Annotated in this window: 15 protein-coding genes; 14 read left to right on the plus strand and 1 reads right to left on the minus strand. The window is 35.5% G+C overall.

Annotation, left to right across the window (positions count from 1 at the left end):
• Nucleotides 1–114: 114 nt before the first annotated feature.
• From AB8P06_RS14315 to AB8P06_RS14375, 13 genes are all read left to right on the plus strand, one after another.
• Entirely contained in the window at nucleotides 115–714 is a 600-nt protein-coding gene (locus tag AB8P06_RS14315) for a bifunctional nuclease family protein (RefSeq protein ID WP_369842759.1), read from the plus strand.
• Between the two features lie 16 nt (nucleotides 715–730).
• The gene (locus AB8P06_RS14320; RefSeq protein WP_369842760.1) at nucleotides 731–2,113 is read left to right on the plus strand and encodes a nucleoside permease; all 1,383 of its coding nucleotides are present in this window, start codon (nucleotides 731–733) and stop codon (nucleotides 2,111–2,113) included.
• Between the two features lie 112 nt (nucleotides 2,114–2,225).
• A complete protein-coding gene (locus AB8P06_RS14325; protein WP_369842762.1) occupies nucleotides 2,226–2,780 on the plus strand; it encodes an RNA polymerase sigma factor in 555 nt (184 codons plus the stop codon).
• The gene (locus tag AB8P06_RS14330; RefSeq protein WP_369842764.1) at nucleotides 2,746–3,486 is read left to right on the plus strand and encodes a hypothetical protein; all 741 of its coding nucleotides are present in this window, start codon (nucleotides 2,746–2,748) and stop codon (nucleotides 3,484–3,486) included. The genes AB8P06_RS14325 and AB8P06_RS14330 overlap by 35 nt, the downstream gene beginning before the upstream one ends.
• Nucleotides 3,487–3,564: 78 nt before the next feature.
• Entirely contained in the window at nucleotides 3,565–4,626 is a 1,062-nt protein-coding gene (locus tag AB8P06_RS14335; protein WP_369842765.1) for a hypothetical protein, read from the plus strand.
• 76 nt (nucleotides 4,627–4,702) lie between these two features.
• Nucleotides 4,703–5,089, plus strand: coding sequence for a hypothetical protein (locus AB8P06_RS14340; RefSeq protein WP_369842767.1), 387 nt, complete (start codon nucleotides 4,703–4,705; stop codon nucleotides 5,087–5,089).
• Complete coding sequence (locus AB8P06_RS14345) at nucleotides 5,086–5,505, plus strand: hypothetical protein (RefSeq protein ID WP_369842769.1); 420 nt, start codon at nucleotides 5,086–5,088, stop codon at nucleotides 5,503–5,505. Before AB8P06_RS14340 ends, AB8P06_RS14345 begins: the two co-directional genes overlap by 4 nt.
• Before the next feature lie 22 nt (nucleotides 5,506–5,527).
• Complete coding sequence (locus tag AB8P06_RS14350; RefSeq protein WP_369842771.1) at nucleotides 5,528–6,709, plus strand: acetyl-CoA C-acyltransferase; 1,182 nt, start codon at nucleotides 5,528–5,530, stop codon at nucleotides 6,707–6,709.
• 75 nt (nucleotides 6,710–6,784) lie between these two features.
• Nucleotides 6,785–8,275: an MFS transporter gene (locus tag AB8P06_RS14355; RefSeq protein ID WP_369842772.1), complete on the plus strand. Its 1,491-nt coding sequence runs from the start codon at nucleotides 6,785–6,787 to the stop codon at nucleotides 8,273–8,275.
• Nucleotides 8,276–8,485: 210 nt separating this feature from the next.
• A complete protein-coding gene (locus AB8P06_RS14360; RefSeq protein WP_369842773.1) occupies nucleotides 8,486–10,645 on the plus strand; it encodes a T9SS type A sorting domain-containing protein in 2,160 nt (719 codons plus the stop codon).
• Nucleotides 10,646–10,777: 132 nt separating this feature from the next.
• A complete protein-coding gene (locus tag AB8P06_RS14365) occupies nucleotides 10,778–11,704 on the plus strand; it encodes a mevalonate kinase family protein (protein WP_369842775.1) in 927 nt (308 codons plus the stop codon).
• An 11-nt stretch (nucleotides 11,705–11,715) separates the two neighbouring features.
• The gene (locus AB8P06_RS14370; RefSeq protein WP_369842777.1) at nucleotides 11,716–12,645 is read left to right on the plus strand and encodes a UbiA family prenyltransferase; all 930 of its coding nucleotides are present in this window, start codon (nucleotides 11,716–11,718) and stop codon (nucleotides 12,643–12,645) included.
• Nucleotides 12,646–12,707: 62 nt separating this feature from the next.
• The gene (locus AB8P06_RS14375) at nucleotides 12,708–13,877 is read left to right on the plus strand and encodes a proline dehydrogenase family protein (protein ID WP_369842779.1); all 1,170 of its coding nucleotides are present in this window, start codon (nucleotides 12,708–12,710) and stop codon (nucleotides 13,875–13,877) included.
• 338 nt (nucleotides 13,878–14,215) lie between these two features.
• Here AB8P06_RS14375 and AB8P06_RS14380 read toward each other — a convergent pair whose 3' ends face one another.
• A complete protein-coding gene (locus AB8P06_RS14380) occupies nucleotides 14,216–14,752 on the minus strand; it encodes a helix-turn-helix domain-containing protein (protein ID WP_369842780.1) in 537 nt (178 codons plus the stop codon).
• Nucleotides 14,753–15,599: 847 nt separating this feature from the next.
• Between AB8P06_RS14380 and AB8P06_RS14385 the strand changes: the two genes are divergently transcribed.
• On the plus strand, nucleotides 15,600–16,709 hold the full coding sequence (locus tag AB8P06_RS14385) for a M14 family zinc carboxypeptidase (protein ID WP_369842781.1): 1,110 nt from the start codon (nucleotides 15,600–15,602) through the stop codon (nucleotides 16,707–16,709).
• Nucleotides 16,710–16,716: the final 7 nt, after the last annotated feature.

Below are 16,716 nucleotides of genomic sequence, written 5' to 3' on the forward strand. Positions count from 1 at the left end.
GAAATTAATTCACGATTCACATTTCACATAAAAATAAAAGTTCGGGCTTTCCGGGCTTTTATTTTTGTCTAAAAAGTAAAACCTACAATAAAAAATTAATTTATATTTGTAGTTATGGATTATAAGCAGCTAATTATTCGCGGAATATCGTACAGCCAGACCCAATCAGGCGCATACGCTTTGTTATTGGAACATGAAGAAACACATATAAAATTACCTGTTGTTATAGGAAATTTCGAGGCACAATCCATCTCTCTTGGTCTGGAAAAAGATATACATCCACCTCGTCCTCTTACTCATGATTTATTCACAAAATTTATAGTTACAGCAAATTATGAATTGGTCTCAGTTATTATTTATCAGATTGTAGACGGAGTTTTCTTCTCCAATATCAATTTTAAAAATAAAAGTACCGATGAAGAAATGATTTTGGACGCCAGAACTTCCGATGCCGTTGCAATGGCCGTAAGATTTGATGCCCCTATTTTCACCACTCAGCAGGTACTTAATGAAGCCGGAATTCTTCTGGAACTGGAAGATGTTTCCAAGGAAGAACAGGCCTTCTCTGAAACGGTAAAAACAGAAGACAATTTAAAATCTCTTTCTATGGAAGAACTTCAGAAATTACTGGAAGATGCTGTGAAAGAAGAAGATTATGATACCGCTCTTGAAATTCAGGAAGAAATCAAGAGAAGGAAAAAGAAAATCGATTAAGATATTTAAACTAACTATGAATTTAAAATTACGACTTACCATCCTCAGCTTTCTGCAGTTTTTTGTTTGGGGAGCATGGCTGATTACGATGGCTAATTTTTGGTTCGGTACAAAACATTGGGACGGAACTCAGTTTGGAGCCGTTTTCGGAACAATGGGGATAGCTTCTATCTTTATGCCTACCATCACCGGAATTATTGCCGACCGCTGGGTTAATGCGGAACGGATTTTTTCGGCCCTACAGATTCTTTACGGAATTGTTTTATTCATTTTACCACATACAGGAGATCCTGATTCCTTCTTTTATGTAATGCTTGTTGCCATGTGCTTCTACATGCCGACTATTGCCCTTGCCAATTCCATTTCCTATACTATTTTAAAGAATAGTGATCTGGATGTGGTGAAAGACTTTCCTCCTATTCGTGTCTGGGGAACCATAGGGTTTATCGTAGCGATGTGGATCACCAATCTTACGGGAAATAAAGCAACGGAAGGTCAGTTTTATATTGGTGGTATAGTAGCCATTTTACTGGGAATATATGCGCTCACATTACCTAAGTGCCCACCGCAAAAACTGATTGATAAAAGTGCACCTTTATCAGAACAGCTTGGATTAAATGCATTTAAGCTTTTCGGAAACTATAAAATGGCATTATTCTTCCTGTTTTCGATGCTTTTAGGAGCTGCATTGCAATTAACAAACGCTTATGGAGACGTTTTCCTGAGTGAATTTGCCCATTTTCCAAAATATGCAGATTCATTTGTGGTACAGAGATCAACCATTATCATGTCTATCTCTCAGGTTTCCGAAACCTTATTTATCCTTGCTATTCCTTTCTTTCTGAAAAAATTCGGGATTAAAAAAGTAATGCTGATGTCAATGCTGGCATGGGTTTTAAGATTCGGGTTCTTTGCTTATGGTATTCCTGATGGATATGGTTTGGCATTGATCGTCCTTTCCTGTATTGTTTACGGGATGGCTTTCGATTTCTTTAACATATCAGGTTCTCTATTCGTAGAAACCACTACCGATAAAAAGATCCGTTCTTCTGCACAGGGATTGTTTATGATGATGACCAATGGTTTCGGAGCTGTTTTCGGAAGTTATATGGCAGGCTGGGCTATTGATAAATTTTTTACCCATAAATTTACAAGTGCTTCAGAATTATCCGCTTATCTGGAAACGACACCCGATAATCCTACATTTTTAGAAATTCTTAAAAATTCTTTCAATGCAGCAGTCAATCCTGACGGAACACTGTCTTCGATTGTAATGGTGAAAGACTGGCATCAGATCTGGTTGTCTTTTGCGGCCTATGCTCTGATACTTGCCATTTTATTTGCCCTTTTGTTTAAACATAAGCATGATCCTAAAGAAGTTGCGAATGTAAAGCATTAATTTATAATCTGATTATCAATACATTAAAATACACTTTGAAATAAAGTGTATTTTTTTTATTTTACAGGCAACCTTTTATTATTTCTGCCGTCTTATATACAGAAACCAATACATGAATAATTTAGAAAAGAATTTTACCCTTGCTAAGAAACATGACAGGCTCGCCCAGAAAGCTCTTTACGAAGCGTTTTCAGGCAGAATGCTTGCTGTAGCAAATTCTTATACTAATAATATTTATGATGCTGAAGATATCTTATCAAATGCTTTCCTTAAATGTTTTACAAAGCTGGAAGACTGTAAAGACTGGAAAAGCTTTCCTTTCTGGCTCCGTAAAATTGTGGTGAATGATTCCATCAGTTTTATACGGAAGAACAAAAACATTATGTATGTAGATGCTGAGGTAGCAGAAGAGTTTTCCGATGAAGATTTTGAGGAAGAGCTTGAAGGGATTAATCTTGAAGATATATTTTCTCAGATGCCGATAGGCTACAGGCTGGTTTTTAACCTGTATGTTTTTGAAGAAAAAAAACATCAGGAGATTGCGAAAATCCTTAATATTTCTGAAGGAACGAGCAAAAGTCAGCTGAACAAAGCTAAAAAATGGCTTGTAGAATTTTTTAAAACAAAAGAAAATGAAAAAAGAAATACTGAAACAGTTAAGAACTGATTACGAAGACCGCGAAATAAGGCCTTCCTCAGATCTTTGGGATAAGATAGAAGGTGAATTGGAAAAAGCTTCTGATTTGTCCGTAAAACAGCCTTTTCAGTGGTGGAAATATGCAGCTGCTGTCTTGCTTTTGTTTTTCATGGGAGCTCTTGTTTATTTTAATACAAATAAAACCGGAATTGAAAATACAATAACCCAAAACAAATTACCTGAAAAAGCAGAAACACATTCAGAAGCCGTACAACAAAATGATATCAATCAAGAGACAATGCCGTCTTCTTCTTTTGCTGTTGAAAACAATGTTTCAAAAGAAAATATCGTTGATAAAGAGGAAAATATCAATACTCAGGTTCGACCTCAAAAAAACAATTTATCAGCACAAAAAACGACAAAAATACAAAGCGCAGATATCTTTAAAAACCTTCCTGAAATTGCGTCTGCCGATCAGATAAAAGCTCCGGATATTATAAAACCGGACGATGAAAAAGTAATTATTAATCAATTACCGGTTTCACCTGAAATATCTGAAAAGAAACCTTCAAAATACATACAGGCATCCGATCTTCTGGCCGGAAGAGAATATGATAAAGCAGAAGGAAATAAGCATAAAGGATCTTATATAAGAATAGATTTAGACAAATTAAAACCTCATTTTTCACAGGTGGTAACCCTGGGCGTTACCGTACGTTCAAGCACAGGCGAATAAATAAAAATTTAAATATAAACACACTATTCAATTGGGATACAGTTGAACAGCCCGAATAATAACTAAAAATAACAAACAATGAACAATAAAGCTTTATTTTCTGCTGTTATGCTGACTGCTTCGGTAATGGCTTTTTCACAGGAGAAATCCGGAAATTATTATGACTCCCGTTCCAAAGAAACACTGTTGCAAAAAATAAGTCATTATACCAAGAAAATCGACAGTATCGTAACTTCGGAAAGAACAAAGATGAATGATGAACTGGATATTGTTGATAAAGATTTCAAAGACGGCAAAATGTCTGCAGCCGATAGACAAAAACTGAATGATGAAATAGCATCGAAATACGAAAACACTATCAATGAGAAAGTAGATGGTGAAAAAGAAAGCTTTGAAGAGATCACAAAAGAAAGAGTAAGAAAATCCGTATTGGGGAAAAGTGTTGATGAGAAAAAGAATGATATGAAGAACCTTTTAAATAATTCAGGAATTCTCATTGGTGGTGGATTTTTAAACCTTACCAACAACTCGGCCCCACTTAATTTCTTTAATAAATCTGATGAGATCCGGCAATCAGCATCTCTTTCCTATCAGTTTAGATTTGAAGTGCAGGTAGGCAAGTATTCGAGCCCGACATTCCTGAACTTTGGTCTCGGCTTAAGAGCTGATACGTATTATCTGGAGAAATCAAAAATTTTTGCACAGGCTGACGGAAAACTTTTTCAGACGGAATTTGCACCACAAGGCATAAAATATTCACAGTTAAAAGCAGAATATCTTGAAGTTCCTTTGGAAATGCAGTTTGTGCTTAATCCTAAATATGTATTCTACGATGGTGAGAAATTTATTGATGATAACAAGCCACAGTTAAGGATCGGAGTCGGAATTTACGGAGGAGTGAAAATTGGAGGCAAAATAAAATACAAGTATGAGAATGAGGTGTCGGGTAGAAACATCTTCAAACAAAGAGTGGAAAACGGGATGAATAACTTTCTGTTCGGAACAAAATTAAGTGTCGGTTACAGAGGGATCAGTTTGTATGTGAAAAAAGATCTGACATCTGTTTTTAATGATGATGCCATAATGAATAACAAAAACAGTTTACAGATAGGAATTGAGATTTTCAATTTAACGTTCTGATTAATAATTGAATGCGTTCGTTTCAAACACACTTTCCGGAGTGTGTTTTTTTTTGTATTTTGGCACTTTAGGAAATATGAAGAATATTCAGTTAATAGGATTATTATTAGTGATCATCGGAAGCTTTTTACCGTTGGTTCACGTTCCTGTCATAGGGAATTGGAACTATTGGAAGCTGGATCATTATTTAGCCGTTATATGTTGGATTCTGTCCGCGTGTGCACTTTTTGGAATTGTGAATAATCAACTTAAAACAGTGAGAGTTTCCGGAATTTTCCTGGTTGTTTTATTCATCTTTACCCTGATTGCCATCAAGTTTCAGGCATTGGATTATTTCAGTTTTTTACCTTTTAAATCATGGCGGGAAACTTTTGCAGGGGTCGTGAAATTAAAATGGGGCTGGTTTATTGAATTCCTTGGAGCATTTATACTGGTGATAACCAAAAGAAAAACCGCAGGATGAAAGGATCAAACATTGTTTTAATAATATTGTTGTTTCTGGGGTTTTCTGAATTAAAATCCCAGGAAAATATCTTTTTAAGCGCAGATCAGCCTGCAAAATGTGAAAAAATGAAGCAGGGTAAATTTCTGCGTGTAGGATATCCCATTGAAACCTGGTTTATGACGATAAAAGACAATATTCAGACTGAATATTACAATGACGGAAAAGACTATATAAAATCACGGTTGGAATTTGTTGACGACTGTAATTATAAAGTGGTCATTACAGAAAAATCAGACGAAAGCCATCCGATAAAGCTGGGCGAAGTTCTGGTCAACAGAATCCTTGAAACAGATCACAACTTTATAAAAATAAGATCAGAATACAATAACGATACCTATGAGTTTGTATTCGATAAAGTAGAAGAAAACAACTAAAATATAAATATAAAAAATAAAAATGAAAGAAGTATTTATCGTTTCCGCAGTAAGAACGCCAATGGGGAGTTTTATGGGAAGTTTATCAACTGTTCCGGCTACAAAACTGGGTTCTGTTGCAGTAAAAGGAGCATTAGACAAAATTGGTCTTGATCCCGCAAAGGTTCAGGAAATTTACATGGGGAACGTATTACAGGCTGGAGAAGGACAGGCGCCGGCTCGTCAGGTAGCATTGGGAGCAGGTCTTTCTATTGAAACACCATCTACTACAGTAAATAAGGTGTGTGCTTCAGGAATGAAAGCTGTAACAATGGCTGCACAGGCGATAAAAGCCGGAGATGCAGAAGTAATCGTTGCAGGAGGTATGGAAAACATGTCTTCAGTTCCTCATTACTACAATGCAAGACTGGCTACAAAACTGGGTGATGTAAAAATGCAGGACGGAATGGTTTTAGACGGTCTTACAGATGTTTACAACAAAGTGCATATGGGAGTTTGTGCAGAAAAATGTGCGACAGACTACAGCATTTCAAGAGAAGATCAGGATCAGTTCGCTATCGAATCATATAAAAGATCTGCAAAAGCATGGAGCGAAGGGAAATTTGCTGAAGAAGTAGTACCCGTTGAAATTCCTCAGAGAAAAGGAGAGCCCGTAATCTTTGCTGAAGACGAAGAATATAAAGCTGTAAATTTCGACAGATTACCAACACTTCCTACTGTGTTCAAAAAAGAAGCAGGTACGGTAACCGCAGCGAATGCATCTACTTTAAACGATGGTGCATCTGCTTTGATTCTGGTTTCTAAAGAAAAAATGGAAGAATTGGGCCTTAAGCCATTGGCAAGAATCGTTTCTTATGCTGATGCGGCTCAGGAGCCTGAAAACTTTACAACATCTCCTGCAAAAGCATTACCTATTGCCCTTAAAAAAGCAGGTTTGGCACTTACAGACATCGATTTCTTTGAATTCAACGAAGCTTTCTCTGTAGTAGGATTAGCCAATAACAAAATCTTAGGATTAGATGCTGCTAAAGTAAATGTAAACGGTGGAGCAGTAGCTTTAGGACATCCGCTTGGAAGCTCAGGCTCAAGAATCATTGTTACACTGATCAATGTTTTAAAACAAAACAATGCAAAATACGGTGCTGCAGCGATCTGTAATGGTGGTGGCGGTGCTTCGGCAATTGTTATTGAAAATATACAATAAAGATATTTTAATTAATAAAAAAAACCGCTGAATATTCAGCGGTTTTTCTATTTTTGTGCATCTAATATATTTGAAATGTCTGAAACAGAGAATCAACAATCACAAAATATTAAGAATAATCCGAAGATAATGAAAGCTTGGGCGGTTTATGACTGGGCCAATTCCGTATATTCTTTGGTTATTACTTCTACTATTTTCCCAATTTATTATTCTATTCTTACCACAGCTTATGAGAAGAAAGAATATGTGGCAGAAACAAAACAGTGGATTGATGTTCCCGTAAGGCATTTAATCAAAATCTTTGGAAAAGAATACCAGCCGGATGCAGTATACGGATATTCATTAACGATATCATTCTTTATTGTCGTTTTATTGTCTCCGTTTTTATCATCTTTGGCTGACACGATCGGAAATAAAAAATCATTTCTACAGTTTTTCTGCTATCTGGGAGCTACATCCTGTATGGGACTGGCCATGTTTACCGGAATGCACAACGTCTTTCTGGGATTGCTTTTCAGTATTACGGCCAGTGTAGGGTTCTGGGGAAGTTTGGTATTTTATAATTCATTCCTGCCGGATATTGCGACCCGTGATAAGCAGGATGCTCTTTCAGCAAAAGGATATGTTTACGGATATATTGGTTCTGTGGTTTTGGTAGTGATCTGTCTGGTATTGATTCAGGTATTTGCAAAAGGCGCTGCCCAGCAGTTATTGTTCACAAGGATCAGTTTCTTGTTGACCGGTGCCTGGTGGTTTGGTTTCTCACAATACACCTTTAAGCATTTGCCTCAGTTTGGAAATGTTAAAGATAAACTTCCTAAAGACCTCGTTTTATTGAACTATAAAAACTTATTTAAAAAGCATGAAGAGCAAGGTGGCTTCTTTGAGGTTTTTAAAGACAATATGAGCTTTTATAAAGACATTGCAAAGGAAAGTTTCCATGAATTATTTAAAGTGGGAAATGAGCTGTTTAAAGATAAAAACCTGAAATTTTTCCTTTCCAGTTTTTTCTTCTACAGTGTAGGAATGCAGACTATTTTCCTGATGGCTACCTTATTCGGGAAAAGTGAAATCAACCTGGCTCAGGATAAATTGATTGCAACGCTTTTGGTGATCCAGATTGAAGCTATTATCGGAGCTGTTATATTCTCAAGATTATCCAGAAAAATAGGAAACAAAAACGTAATTTCCATCGCCATTGTATTATGGATCATTGCCTGTTTATGGGCATATTTCCTGAATAAAGAAAATCCGACGGTAGAATACCAGTTTTATGGTGTTGCAGCAGTGGTAGGATTAGTGATGGGTGGTCTTCAGGCGATGTCGAGATCTACCTATTCAAAACTCTTACCGGAAGATTCTATGGAGAACACCACATTCTTCAGCTTCTATGATGTATTGGAAAAAATAGCCATTATCATAGGAACATTCATCTTTGCTACGCTTATCGAGCATTTTAATAATATGCGTATTGCGGCGCTCTCCATGACCCTGTTTTTCGCGGCAGGATTGATACTGATCCGATTTCTGAAAGTCAAAGCTTTGAAAGAAAAAGATACTTTATAAAACTAAAAAGACGTTATTTTTAACGTCTTTTTGTATTTTAATACTAAACATATCAATTAATATTTTTAATGAATTAATAACTATTGAAGTAAATTTTTAATAGTTATTGGTTTTTATGAATGATAATGTTTAAATGTTGTAAAAAATTTCAACATTTAATCACTATTGTAGATTTTTTTTGTTTATTTGTATTTGAAAAAAATAATTGAAATGATAAAAAAAATTCTACTTCTTTGCATTCTGCAATGCTTTTTTATAGGTTTTTCTCAACATTTAAAACCGATAGCCCAAAAAATTTCAGAATACCATGATCAAGGTGAAAGCTTTGTCAGATATGATTTATTTGAAGTCAATAAAGCTTCAGGAAAAACGGCTGAATATAAAAGAGCAGCAACGGATATTACAGTTTTGAATGTCAATCAGGATGAGCTTAAAAGGATTATTAAAGACAAACCGGAACTTATAGAAATGTCTTTTCCTTTTGACGGAAACAAACAGATCACAGTTGAGCTTTATAAAAATCAGATTTTTACAAATGATTTTAAAGTGACGACCAATAAAGGTCAGATTGTACAATATACTCCGGGAGTTTATTATCAGGGAATTGTAAAAGGAGACCAGAATTCTGTGGTGGCTTTTAGCTTCTTTAATGATGATATTGTAGGAGTTGCTTCCACTCAGGAGTTGGGAAATATTGTTTTAGGAAAGGTGAAAAACTCAGAGGATTTTGTAAGCTATTCGGAATCAAAATTAACGGGAGTTAATCCGTTTGTTTGTGGAGTAGATGAGTTAAAAGAAAATCAGACCCAGAAAGCATCATACAATCCTCAGACGACAGGTAAAACATTGACACAGAATTGTGTAAGAGTATATTATGAAATTTGTTATCAGCCTTATCTGAACAATAATTCCAATACAACTACGGTAACAAACTGGCTTACTGCAGTCCATAATAATATTGCAACCCTTTATAACAATGATGAGATCAGAGTAGCATTGAGCGAAATTTATATCTGGACTACTCAGGATCCTTATAACGGAACCCCGGGAGGAAACCTTAGCAGCTTCAGAACCAACAGGCCTGTTTTTAACGGTGACCTTGCCCATTTAGTCAATGCACCTGCTACAACAAGCATTGCTTATCTGAACTCATTGTGTACAGGAAATAAATATGCCTATTCGGGGATTTCCCAAACTTATAATAACGTTCCCGTATACTCATGGACTATCCAGGCGATGACTCATGAAATGGGACATAGTTTAGGCTCTCCTCACACCCATGCATGTGCATGGAACGGAAACGGAACTGCTATTGACGGATGCGGTGAGCAGGCCGGTTATAGTGAAGGCTGTACCGGTCCGATTCCTTCTACATCGGTGAAAGGAACCATTATGAGTTATTGTCATTTGATTTCCGGAGTAGGAATCAATTTCAGTAACGGATTTGGGCCCCAGCCTGCAGCTTTGATCAGGAATACGGTAGATGCCAGACCTTGTCTCGGAACTAATTGCACTACTTCCTGTACAGCAACGATTACAGCGATGAGTGTAAATAATATCACCCAGAATTCAGCAAATGCGACATTTACAGACGCTGTCGGAACCTCATGGAAATATAAACTGACAAAAATGGATGGAACACCGGTTTCAACAGGCAATACAAATACCCAGAACCTGAGTTTTACCAACCTTCAGCCTGCTACTTATTACAAACTATTTGTCGGAACAGATTGTTCTGCAGCTTATCAGAGAACACAGGTGTTTTTAACAGATGCCGATTGGTGTGAAGGCCCTTTATTTACTGATACCGGAGGAATTTCTGCAGTCTATGGGAATAATGAAAATATGGTGAAAACTTTCTACCCGGCTTCAGGTGCAGCTTTGACACTTACTTTTACAGAGATGGCTTTGGAGAATGACTATGACTATTTGTACATTTATAATGGTCCGTCTACAGCATCTCCTTTATTCAGCAACGGCATATTAACGGGTAATACTTTACCGGGATCTTTCACTTCTACTCATGCTACAGGAGCTATTACGGTGAAATTTGTTTCTGACCCCGGAGTAACTGAAAACGGCTGGAAAGCCAGCTTCTCCTGTGCTGTTTTAGGAATTGAGGACGCAAATACAAAAGATACTACAGTCCGTATTTATCCAAATCCGGCTAAAAGTGTGATCGTAATCTCTTCCGTAGAAAATCTGAAATCATATAAAATTTTCGATGAAGCGGGAAGACTTGTACTTTCATCATCTTCACTGAAAGGAAATAAACTTGAGGTGAATCTCTCTTCAATTCAGACCGGAAATTATGTGGTTTCTGTAGAAACTGATAAGCAAACGGTAAATAAGAAATTAATAAAACATTAATTCCTCATATTTAAATAAAGCCTGGTATTAATATCAGGCTTTTTTTTGAAGAAAAAAAAATACAATTCGGCTCGAATTTTGCTTATATTCAGCGGAATAATTTTTAAATTTGCAAAAAGATTTATTGTCAAAATGACGAACCCTCTATTTTACGCGAAAATAATTCTGTTTGGAGAATATGGGATGATAGAAGACTCTCAGGGTCTTGTTGTACCATATAGCTTCTACAAAGGAGCCTTAAAATTTTCTGATCTGGATTCTGAATTTGAATTGAAATCAAATCAGCATCTGCACAAATATTCAGATTTTTTGGCTGATCTTAATCTTTCCGGTGATTTTAAACTGAATATTGATCGTTTCAAAAATGATATATCAAACGGACTTTTCTTTGATTCCAACATTCCGCAGGGATATGGAGTGGGAAGCTCAGGAGCTTTGGTAGCCGCAGTTTTTGAGAGATATTCCGTAAATAAACTCAATCCTGAAAATATTTCAAAAGATAATCTTAAGAAACTAAAGGCCGTTTTTGGTGAAATGGAAAGCTATTTTCATGGCAAAAGCTCAGGAATGGATCCTTTGATCTGCTATATGAACCTGCCTATTCTTATCGAAAATAAAGAAAACCTGGACCGGGTTTCAATACCTCAGGGAGAAGAAGGAAAAGGAGCAATTTTCCTGATCGATTCTGGAATGACGGGTGAAACAGGGCCAATGATTCAGATCTTCTTTGAAAAAATGAAGACGGAAGGTTTCCGAAAAACCCTCAAAGAAGAATTTATCCGTTACAACAACGCGTGTATAGATTCTTTCCTTAAAAAAGACATGAATCCATTCTTCAGAAATTTAAAAAAACTTTCCCATTGGGCTTATGAACATTTCCGTCCGATGATTCCCGAAAGTATTTTCAATATCTGGAAAAAAGGACTCGATTCCAATGCCTATTATTTAAAACTCTGCGGAAGCGGTGGTGGTGGCTATATTCTGGGATTTACCAAAGATTATGAAAAAGCTGAAAAAATGCTTGATGGTTTCCATAAAGAAGTAATTTACAGATTCTAAAGGGGTTGGGAATGAATTCTGAAAAAGAAAACTTCCAACAGAAAGACTTTATATCTAAATCTATATTTTACAGATTTTCACAATTTGTGGGCTTTTTACTGGGTGCACGGTTTTTTGTAGCCATTCTGCTCACATTTGCCCTGTATGTATCCACATTTTTCCTGTTCAATCAGGATGAGACCTTCCGGAAATTTGTCTTTGATTTCAAAGTTCACGGGATTATTTTCTGTACCGTATTAACCATTCTTGCAGGCGGTATCATCAATCAGTTTTATGATTTCGAAAAAGATCATATTGTAAAACCATTCAGGATGAGGCTTCAGAGCTTTATTGCACAAAGATATTTTCTATACGTTTATCTGTTTCTGAGCATTATTTCATTGGGAATTGCCTGGATCATTTCACATAAAGTTTTTGCCTTCTTTGTGGTTTATCAGTTTTTTATGTGGTTTTACAGCCATAAGCTGAGCCGCATCTTAATCCTGAATAACCTTACATTTGTAAGCCTCACCTTATATCCGTTTTTCGGAATGATGGTTTATTATGAGACTTTTTCAAAAAAAGTTTTACTGATGGCGGTCTTTCTTTTTCTGATCCTTTTATGTATTGATATTGTAAAAGATATGCTTACAAAAAGTGTGGATAAAGCATTTGGATATACAACTATTCCTAATTTCTTTAATAATAAAACAACCAAAGCCATCATTATTTCGCTTCTGATGATTACCCTGGCGGTTTCCATGAAACTGATTATGAAAACAGGAATTTCAGGATTTATGGCCTATTATTTTTCAGGAGGCCTTTTTGTGATGATTCTTTGTATTTATTTACTTTTAAATTCTTCGAGGAAAAGCAAATTTATTACCTTGAATATTCTGAGATTATGGGTTTTTGTAGGAATTCTTGCCATGCTTTTAAACGGAATTGAAAGTAAATTATAAAAATATTTTTAAAAAGACATTCGTTATTCTTACCTTTGCCCAACTAAATTTAATAAAAAAGAATGCCCATTTTTAACGATACTAAAGTTGCATTTGCAGATAAATCTGATGCCCAATTAAGAAAGGCGTATTGGATGTTTAAAATGATTGAACAGCCTGCACTTACAAGTCTGGGAACTTCTGTTCTTAATTTCACGGTTCATAATAATTTTCCTTTTGTAACGGGGATTGTAAAAAACACTTTGTTTGAGCAGTTCTGTGGCGGCGAAACCCGTGAAGAAAGTATGAAAGTAGTAAAACAGCTTTTCAAAAGAGGAGTTGGCAGTATTTTCGATTATTCGATTGAAGGAAAAGAAGATGAAGAAACTTTTGATGCGGTTTGCAAAGAAATTAAAGATATCGTTAGATTTTCAGTAGGAAATCCGGCTATTCCTTTTATTGTATTTAAACCGACAGCTTTTGGAAGAATAGATCTTTATGAAGCTGTAGGAAAAAATGCAGAACTCACTTCCAGCCAGAAAGAAGAATGGGAAAGAGTGGTAAGAAGATTTGATGAAGTATGTAAACTTTGCCATGAAAATGATAAAAAAGTAATGGTAGACGCCGAAGAAACCTGGATGCAGGATGCTGCAGATCACCTTTGTGAAGAGATGATGGAGAAATACAACAGGGAAAAGCCTATTGTCTGGAATACCATTCAGATGTACAGAACCGGAAGGCTGGAATATATGGAAGAGCATCTTCAGAGAGCCAGAGAGAAGAATTACTTTATCGGATATAAAATTGTTCGTGGCGCCTACATGGAAAAAGAAAGAGCCAGAGCAGAACAAAAAGGATATGCAGACCCGATTCAGCCTGATAAAGAGGCTACCGACAAAAATTACAATGCCGGAATTGATTTTGTGATGAATCATTTAGATAAAGTTTCAGCATTTTTCGGAACCCATAATGAGATCTCTTCAGAGCTTGTAATGGATAAAATGAAAGCTAAATCTCTTGAAACCGGTAACCCGCACGTGTATTTCGGGCAGCTTTACGGGATGAGTGATAACATTACGTTCTACTTATCAGATAAAGGCTATAATGTGGCTAAATATCTTCCGTACGGACCTGTAAAAGATGTTGTCCCGTATCTTACCAGAAGAGCAAGGGAGAATACTTCTGTTGCCGGACAGACCGGAAGAGAATTAGGCCTTATTAAAAAAGAACTGGACAGAAGAAAAAACAAATAAAACTGTTTTATTTCAAATAATAAAAGCTTCACTTTAGGTGAGGCTTTTTTTAGATAGTTTTTATATTGCAAAGAAAATTAAGGATCGACCTATCTAAGATAAGCAAAGTTTAATCTATACAATAGATTTTCAAAAGAATGTTTCATAGCAGCTTTGCTGCTTTTCTTTTGCTTTTCTAAAAATATAGCAGTCGGGTTTTAAAAGCTTTGCGCCGAAAAAAAAATGATGAGTGTAAAATTGTATATAGTTACCTAAATCTAAAAACAAAACTATTGTGTATTGTTTGCAGAATTTTAATATTAAACTTAAAATAGATTTTCTCTTCGCTTAGTTTTAAGTTAAGGTTCAAAACTTTCAAATTTCCCGTTTTCATAAAACAAAACAATCCTTTTTATTTTATTGGACTGATTATCAGAGAATTGATTAATTACTGGATCGTTGTTTTTTTCTAATCGCTGAGAATCGGATATTTTTTTCTCAGCTGTACTTTGTTGCGGTATAACTGATTCTCCAGCACTTTCTTTTGAAGGAATTATTGGGCTTTCCTCAGCTCCGAAATCTTCATCGGTATTCATCATCGTAAATAAATCCGGTAGTGAGGTAGGTTTGGTTTTTTCTTCCTCTAATTTTTCAGGAATGTCATCGGTTTCCGGTAATTCAGATTTCAGCATTTCACCGTCACCATTAACGAGCCAGTCCCAGAGAATCTCAGGGAAACGGGATTTTATTTTTATAATAAACTCTAAAGAAGGTTTATTCCTCCCGGAAGTAATGTGGGAAATGGAAGAGCGTTGTACATCTATCTCATCCGCAAACTCTGAAGGAGTAAGCCTGGAATATTCTATAACTTTTGAAATTCTTTCATTTAAACTCATAAAAAACAAGTTTTATATTGTTTTACAAATGTAAAAATAAAATTTACAATTGCAAAATACAAAAGTAAACAATTGGAAACTTATCCGATATACAAAAGTAAACGATTGAAATTACCTGATAAACAACTATTTATACTGTTGATAAAATTAAAATTGCATTTTTATTAAACAAATTATCCCCAAAAATCATTTTTTAAGAGTTATACTTAAAGTAAAGGATGAGGTGAATGGCCTAATAATAATTTGAAGTGATATAGGTTTAATAAATATCCTGTTCATGCCTGTTTGCATTCATTTTTATAGGTAAAATTCCAATTGTAGAGTAGGAGACAGGCTAAATGACTGATTCTATACATTAAAGTAATAAATCTAATCGAAATAGAACAATATTCACTCCTATAAACAACCATTATCAAGCCATTTTAACATTAAATTATGAATAAGGTGAAATGCTTCATCCGGATCAATTTAATGACAACTTACACCTTTTATTTCAAGTTGCATTGAAGCATAGTTTTGAACTAAATTTCCCGAGTAATTAACAATTTACAATTGTATACTTGTGTAAATTAGTTTGTTCTTGATACTTTTCCACGTTTAAGATTATTACGCTCATTTGAGGATAAACACGAGTTTTTTCACTTAAAGTAAAGTTAAAAATATAATTTAGATGTATTTTATAAAATACTGGTTTATAATTAATTATAACATTTACTTTGAATTATTGTTAATCCACAATTTTATTAACAGACATTCTGTCAATTTACAATGTTTAATATGATTACAAATGTTAATTTTATTTTCTCCATGAAAATGGCTATTTTTGACTCATGTAAATTATTATCTGATGAATTTTGAACAGATTTATTCTCCCAATCCTAACTTCTCTAATCGCTATATTTCCCCTGAAAAATTATTTTCTTACCTACAGACGAATTTCAGCGATTACATTCAGGAGATCGGGAAATCATATTTGGATAAGCCTATTTATAAACTGAGCATGGGAACCGGTAACATCAATGTTCTTGCCTGGTCGCAGATGCACGGAAATGAATCCAATGCTACCCACGCGATGCTTGATTTATTGATAAGCCTTGATAATGCTCCCGAAATGCGTGACGATATATTCACGAAAATCAAACTGGATTTTATCTTTATGCTAAATCCTGACGGATCAGAAAGGTGGACTAGACTGAATGCGGCGGATATAGACCTTAACCGGGATTTTCATAATGAATCGAGCAAGGAAATCAGATTTCTTAAGGATCTTGCAGCTTCTAAAAAATATGATTATGCCCTGAACTTACATGAACAGCGCACGATATTTACTACAGACGGTATTCATCCCGCGACACTCTCCTTTTTGGCACCTTCTGAAAATGTGGAACGAACCGTTACTGAGAACAGGAAAAAGTGTATGGCTGTCATTGCTGATGTGTATAATCATTTAAAGGAATTAATTCCCAATCAGATCGGAAGGTATTCTGATGAGTTTTATCCGACCTCTACGGGAGATAATTTCATCAAAGCCGGAATGCCTACAATTCTTTTTGAAGGCGGACATTTTGTTGATGATTATACCAGAACGGGAACGAGAAAGTATTATACGATTGCCCTGTATTATGCTCTGAAAGCGATGAGCGAATTAAACTCAGATATCACAGGCTGGGAAACCTATCAGGAAATCCCTGAAAACCAGGAAACCCATTATGATGTGGTCTACAGGAATGTGAAACTGAATACAGACCATCATTGCATATTGGATATTGCAGTTCAGTACAGGGAAATAAAAGAAGAAGGAAAAGAGGAAATATCATTTATTCCTTTTGTAATGGAAGTGGGAGATGTGAAGAAAAGAAAAGGCTGGCTGGAAATAGACTGTACAGGGAAGAAATTTGTTTGTGCTACCAAATATCCGAAACTGGATGCGGTTGTAGATTTTAAAATAGAAGATTAGAATTTTT

Source organism: Chryseobacterium tongliaonense, assembly GCF_041224435.1.
GTDB lineage: Bacteria > Bacteroidota > Bacteroidia > Flavobacteriales > Weeksellaceae > Chryseobacterium > Chryseobacterium tongliaoense.

Bases quoted from the DNA above. Each gene is read 5' to 3' on its own strand.
- AB8P06_RS14360 (WP_369842773.1), top strand. From the start codon at position 8,486: ATGATAAAAAAAATTCTACTTCTTTGCATTCTGCAATGCTTTTTTATA.
- AB8P06_RS14385 (WP_369842781.1), top strand. From the start codon at position 15,600: ATGAATTTTGAACAGATTTATTCTCCCAATCCTAACTTCTCTAATCGC.
- AB8P06_RS14315 (WP_369842759.1), top strand. From the start codon at position 115: ATGGATTATAAGCAGCTAATTATTCGCGGAATATCGTACAGCCAGACC.
- AB8P06_RS14365 (WP_369842775.1), top strand. From the start codon at position 10,778: ATGACGAACCCTCTATTTTACGCGAAAATAATTCTGTTTGGAGAATAT.
- AB8P06_RS14355 (WP_369842772.1), top strand. From the start codon at position 6,785: ATGTCTGAAACAGAGAATCAACAATCACAAAATATTAAGAATAATCCG.
- AB8P06_RS14350 (WP_369842771.1), top strand. From the start codon at position 5,528: ATGAAAGAAGTATTTATCGTTTCCGCAGTAAGAACGCCAATGGGGAGT.
- AB8P06_RS14330 (WP_369842764.1), top strand. From the start codon at position 2,746: ATGAAAAAAGAAATACTGAAACAGTTAAGAACTGATTACGAAGACCGC.
- AB8P06_RS14345 (WP_369842769.1), top strand. From the start codon at position 5,086: ATGAAAGGATCAAACATTGTTTTAATAATATTGTTGTTTCTGGGGTTT.
- AB8P06_RS14380 (WP_369842780.1), bottom strand. From the start codon at position 14,752: ATGAGTTTAAATGAAAGAATTTCAAAAGTTATAGAATATTCCAGGCTT.
- AB8P06_RS14325 (WP_369842762.1), top strand. From the start codon at position 2,226: ATGAATAATTTAGAAAAGAATTTTACCCTTGCTAAGAAACATGACAGG.
- AB8P06_RS14320 (WP_369842760.1), top strand. From the start codon at position 731: ATGAATTTAAAATTACGACTTACCATCCTCAGCTTTCTGCAGTTTTTT.
- AB8P06_RS14370 (WP_369842777.1), top strand. From the start codon at position 11,716: ATGAATTCTGAAAAAGAAAACTTCCAACAGAAAGACTTTATATCTAAA.
- AB8P06_RS14335 (WP_369842765.1), top strand. From the start codon at position 3,565: ATGAACAATAAAGCTTTATTTTCTGCTGTTATGCTGACTGCTTCGGTA.
- AB8P06_RS14375 (WP_369842779.1), top strand. From the start codon at position 12,708: ATGCCCATTTTTAACGATACTAAAGTTGCATTTGCAGATAAATCTGAT.
- AB8P06_RS14340 (WP_369842767.1), top strand. From the start codon at position 4,703: ATGAAGAATATTCAGTTAATAGGATTATTATTAGTGATCATCGGAAGC.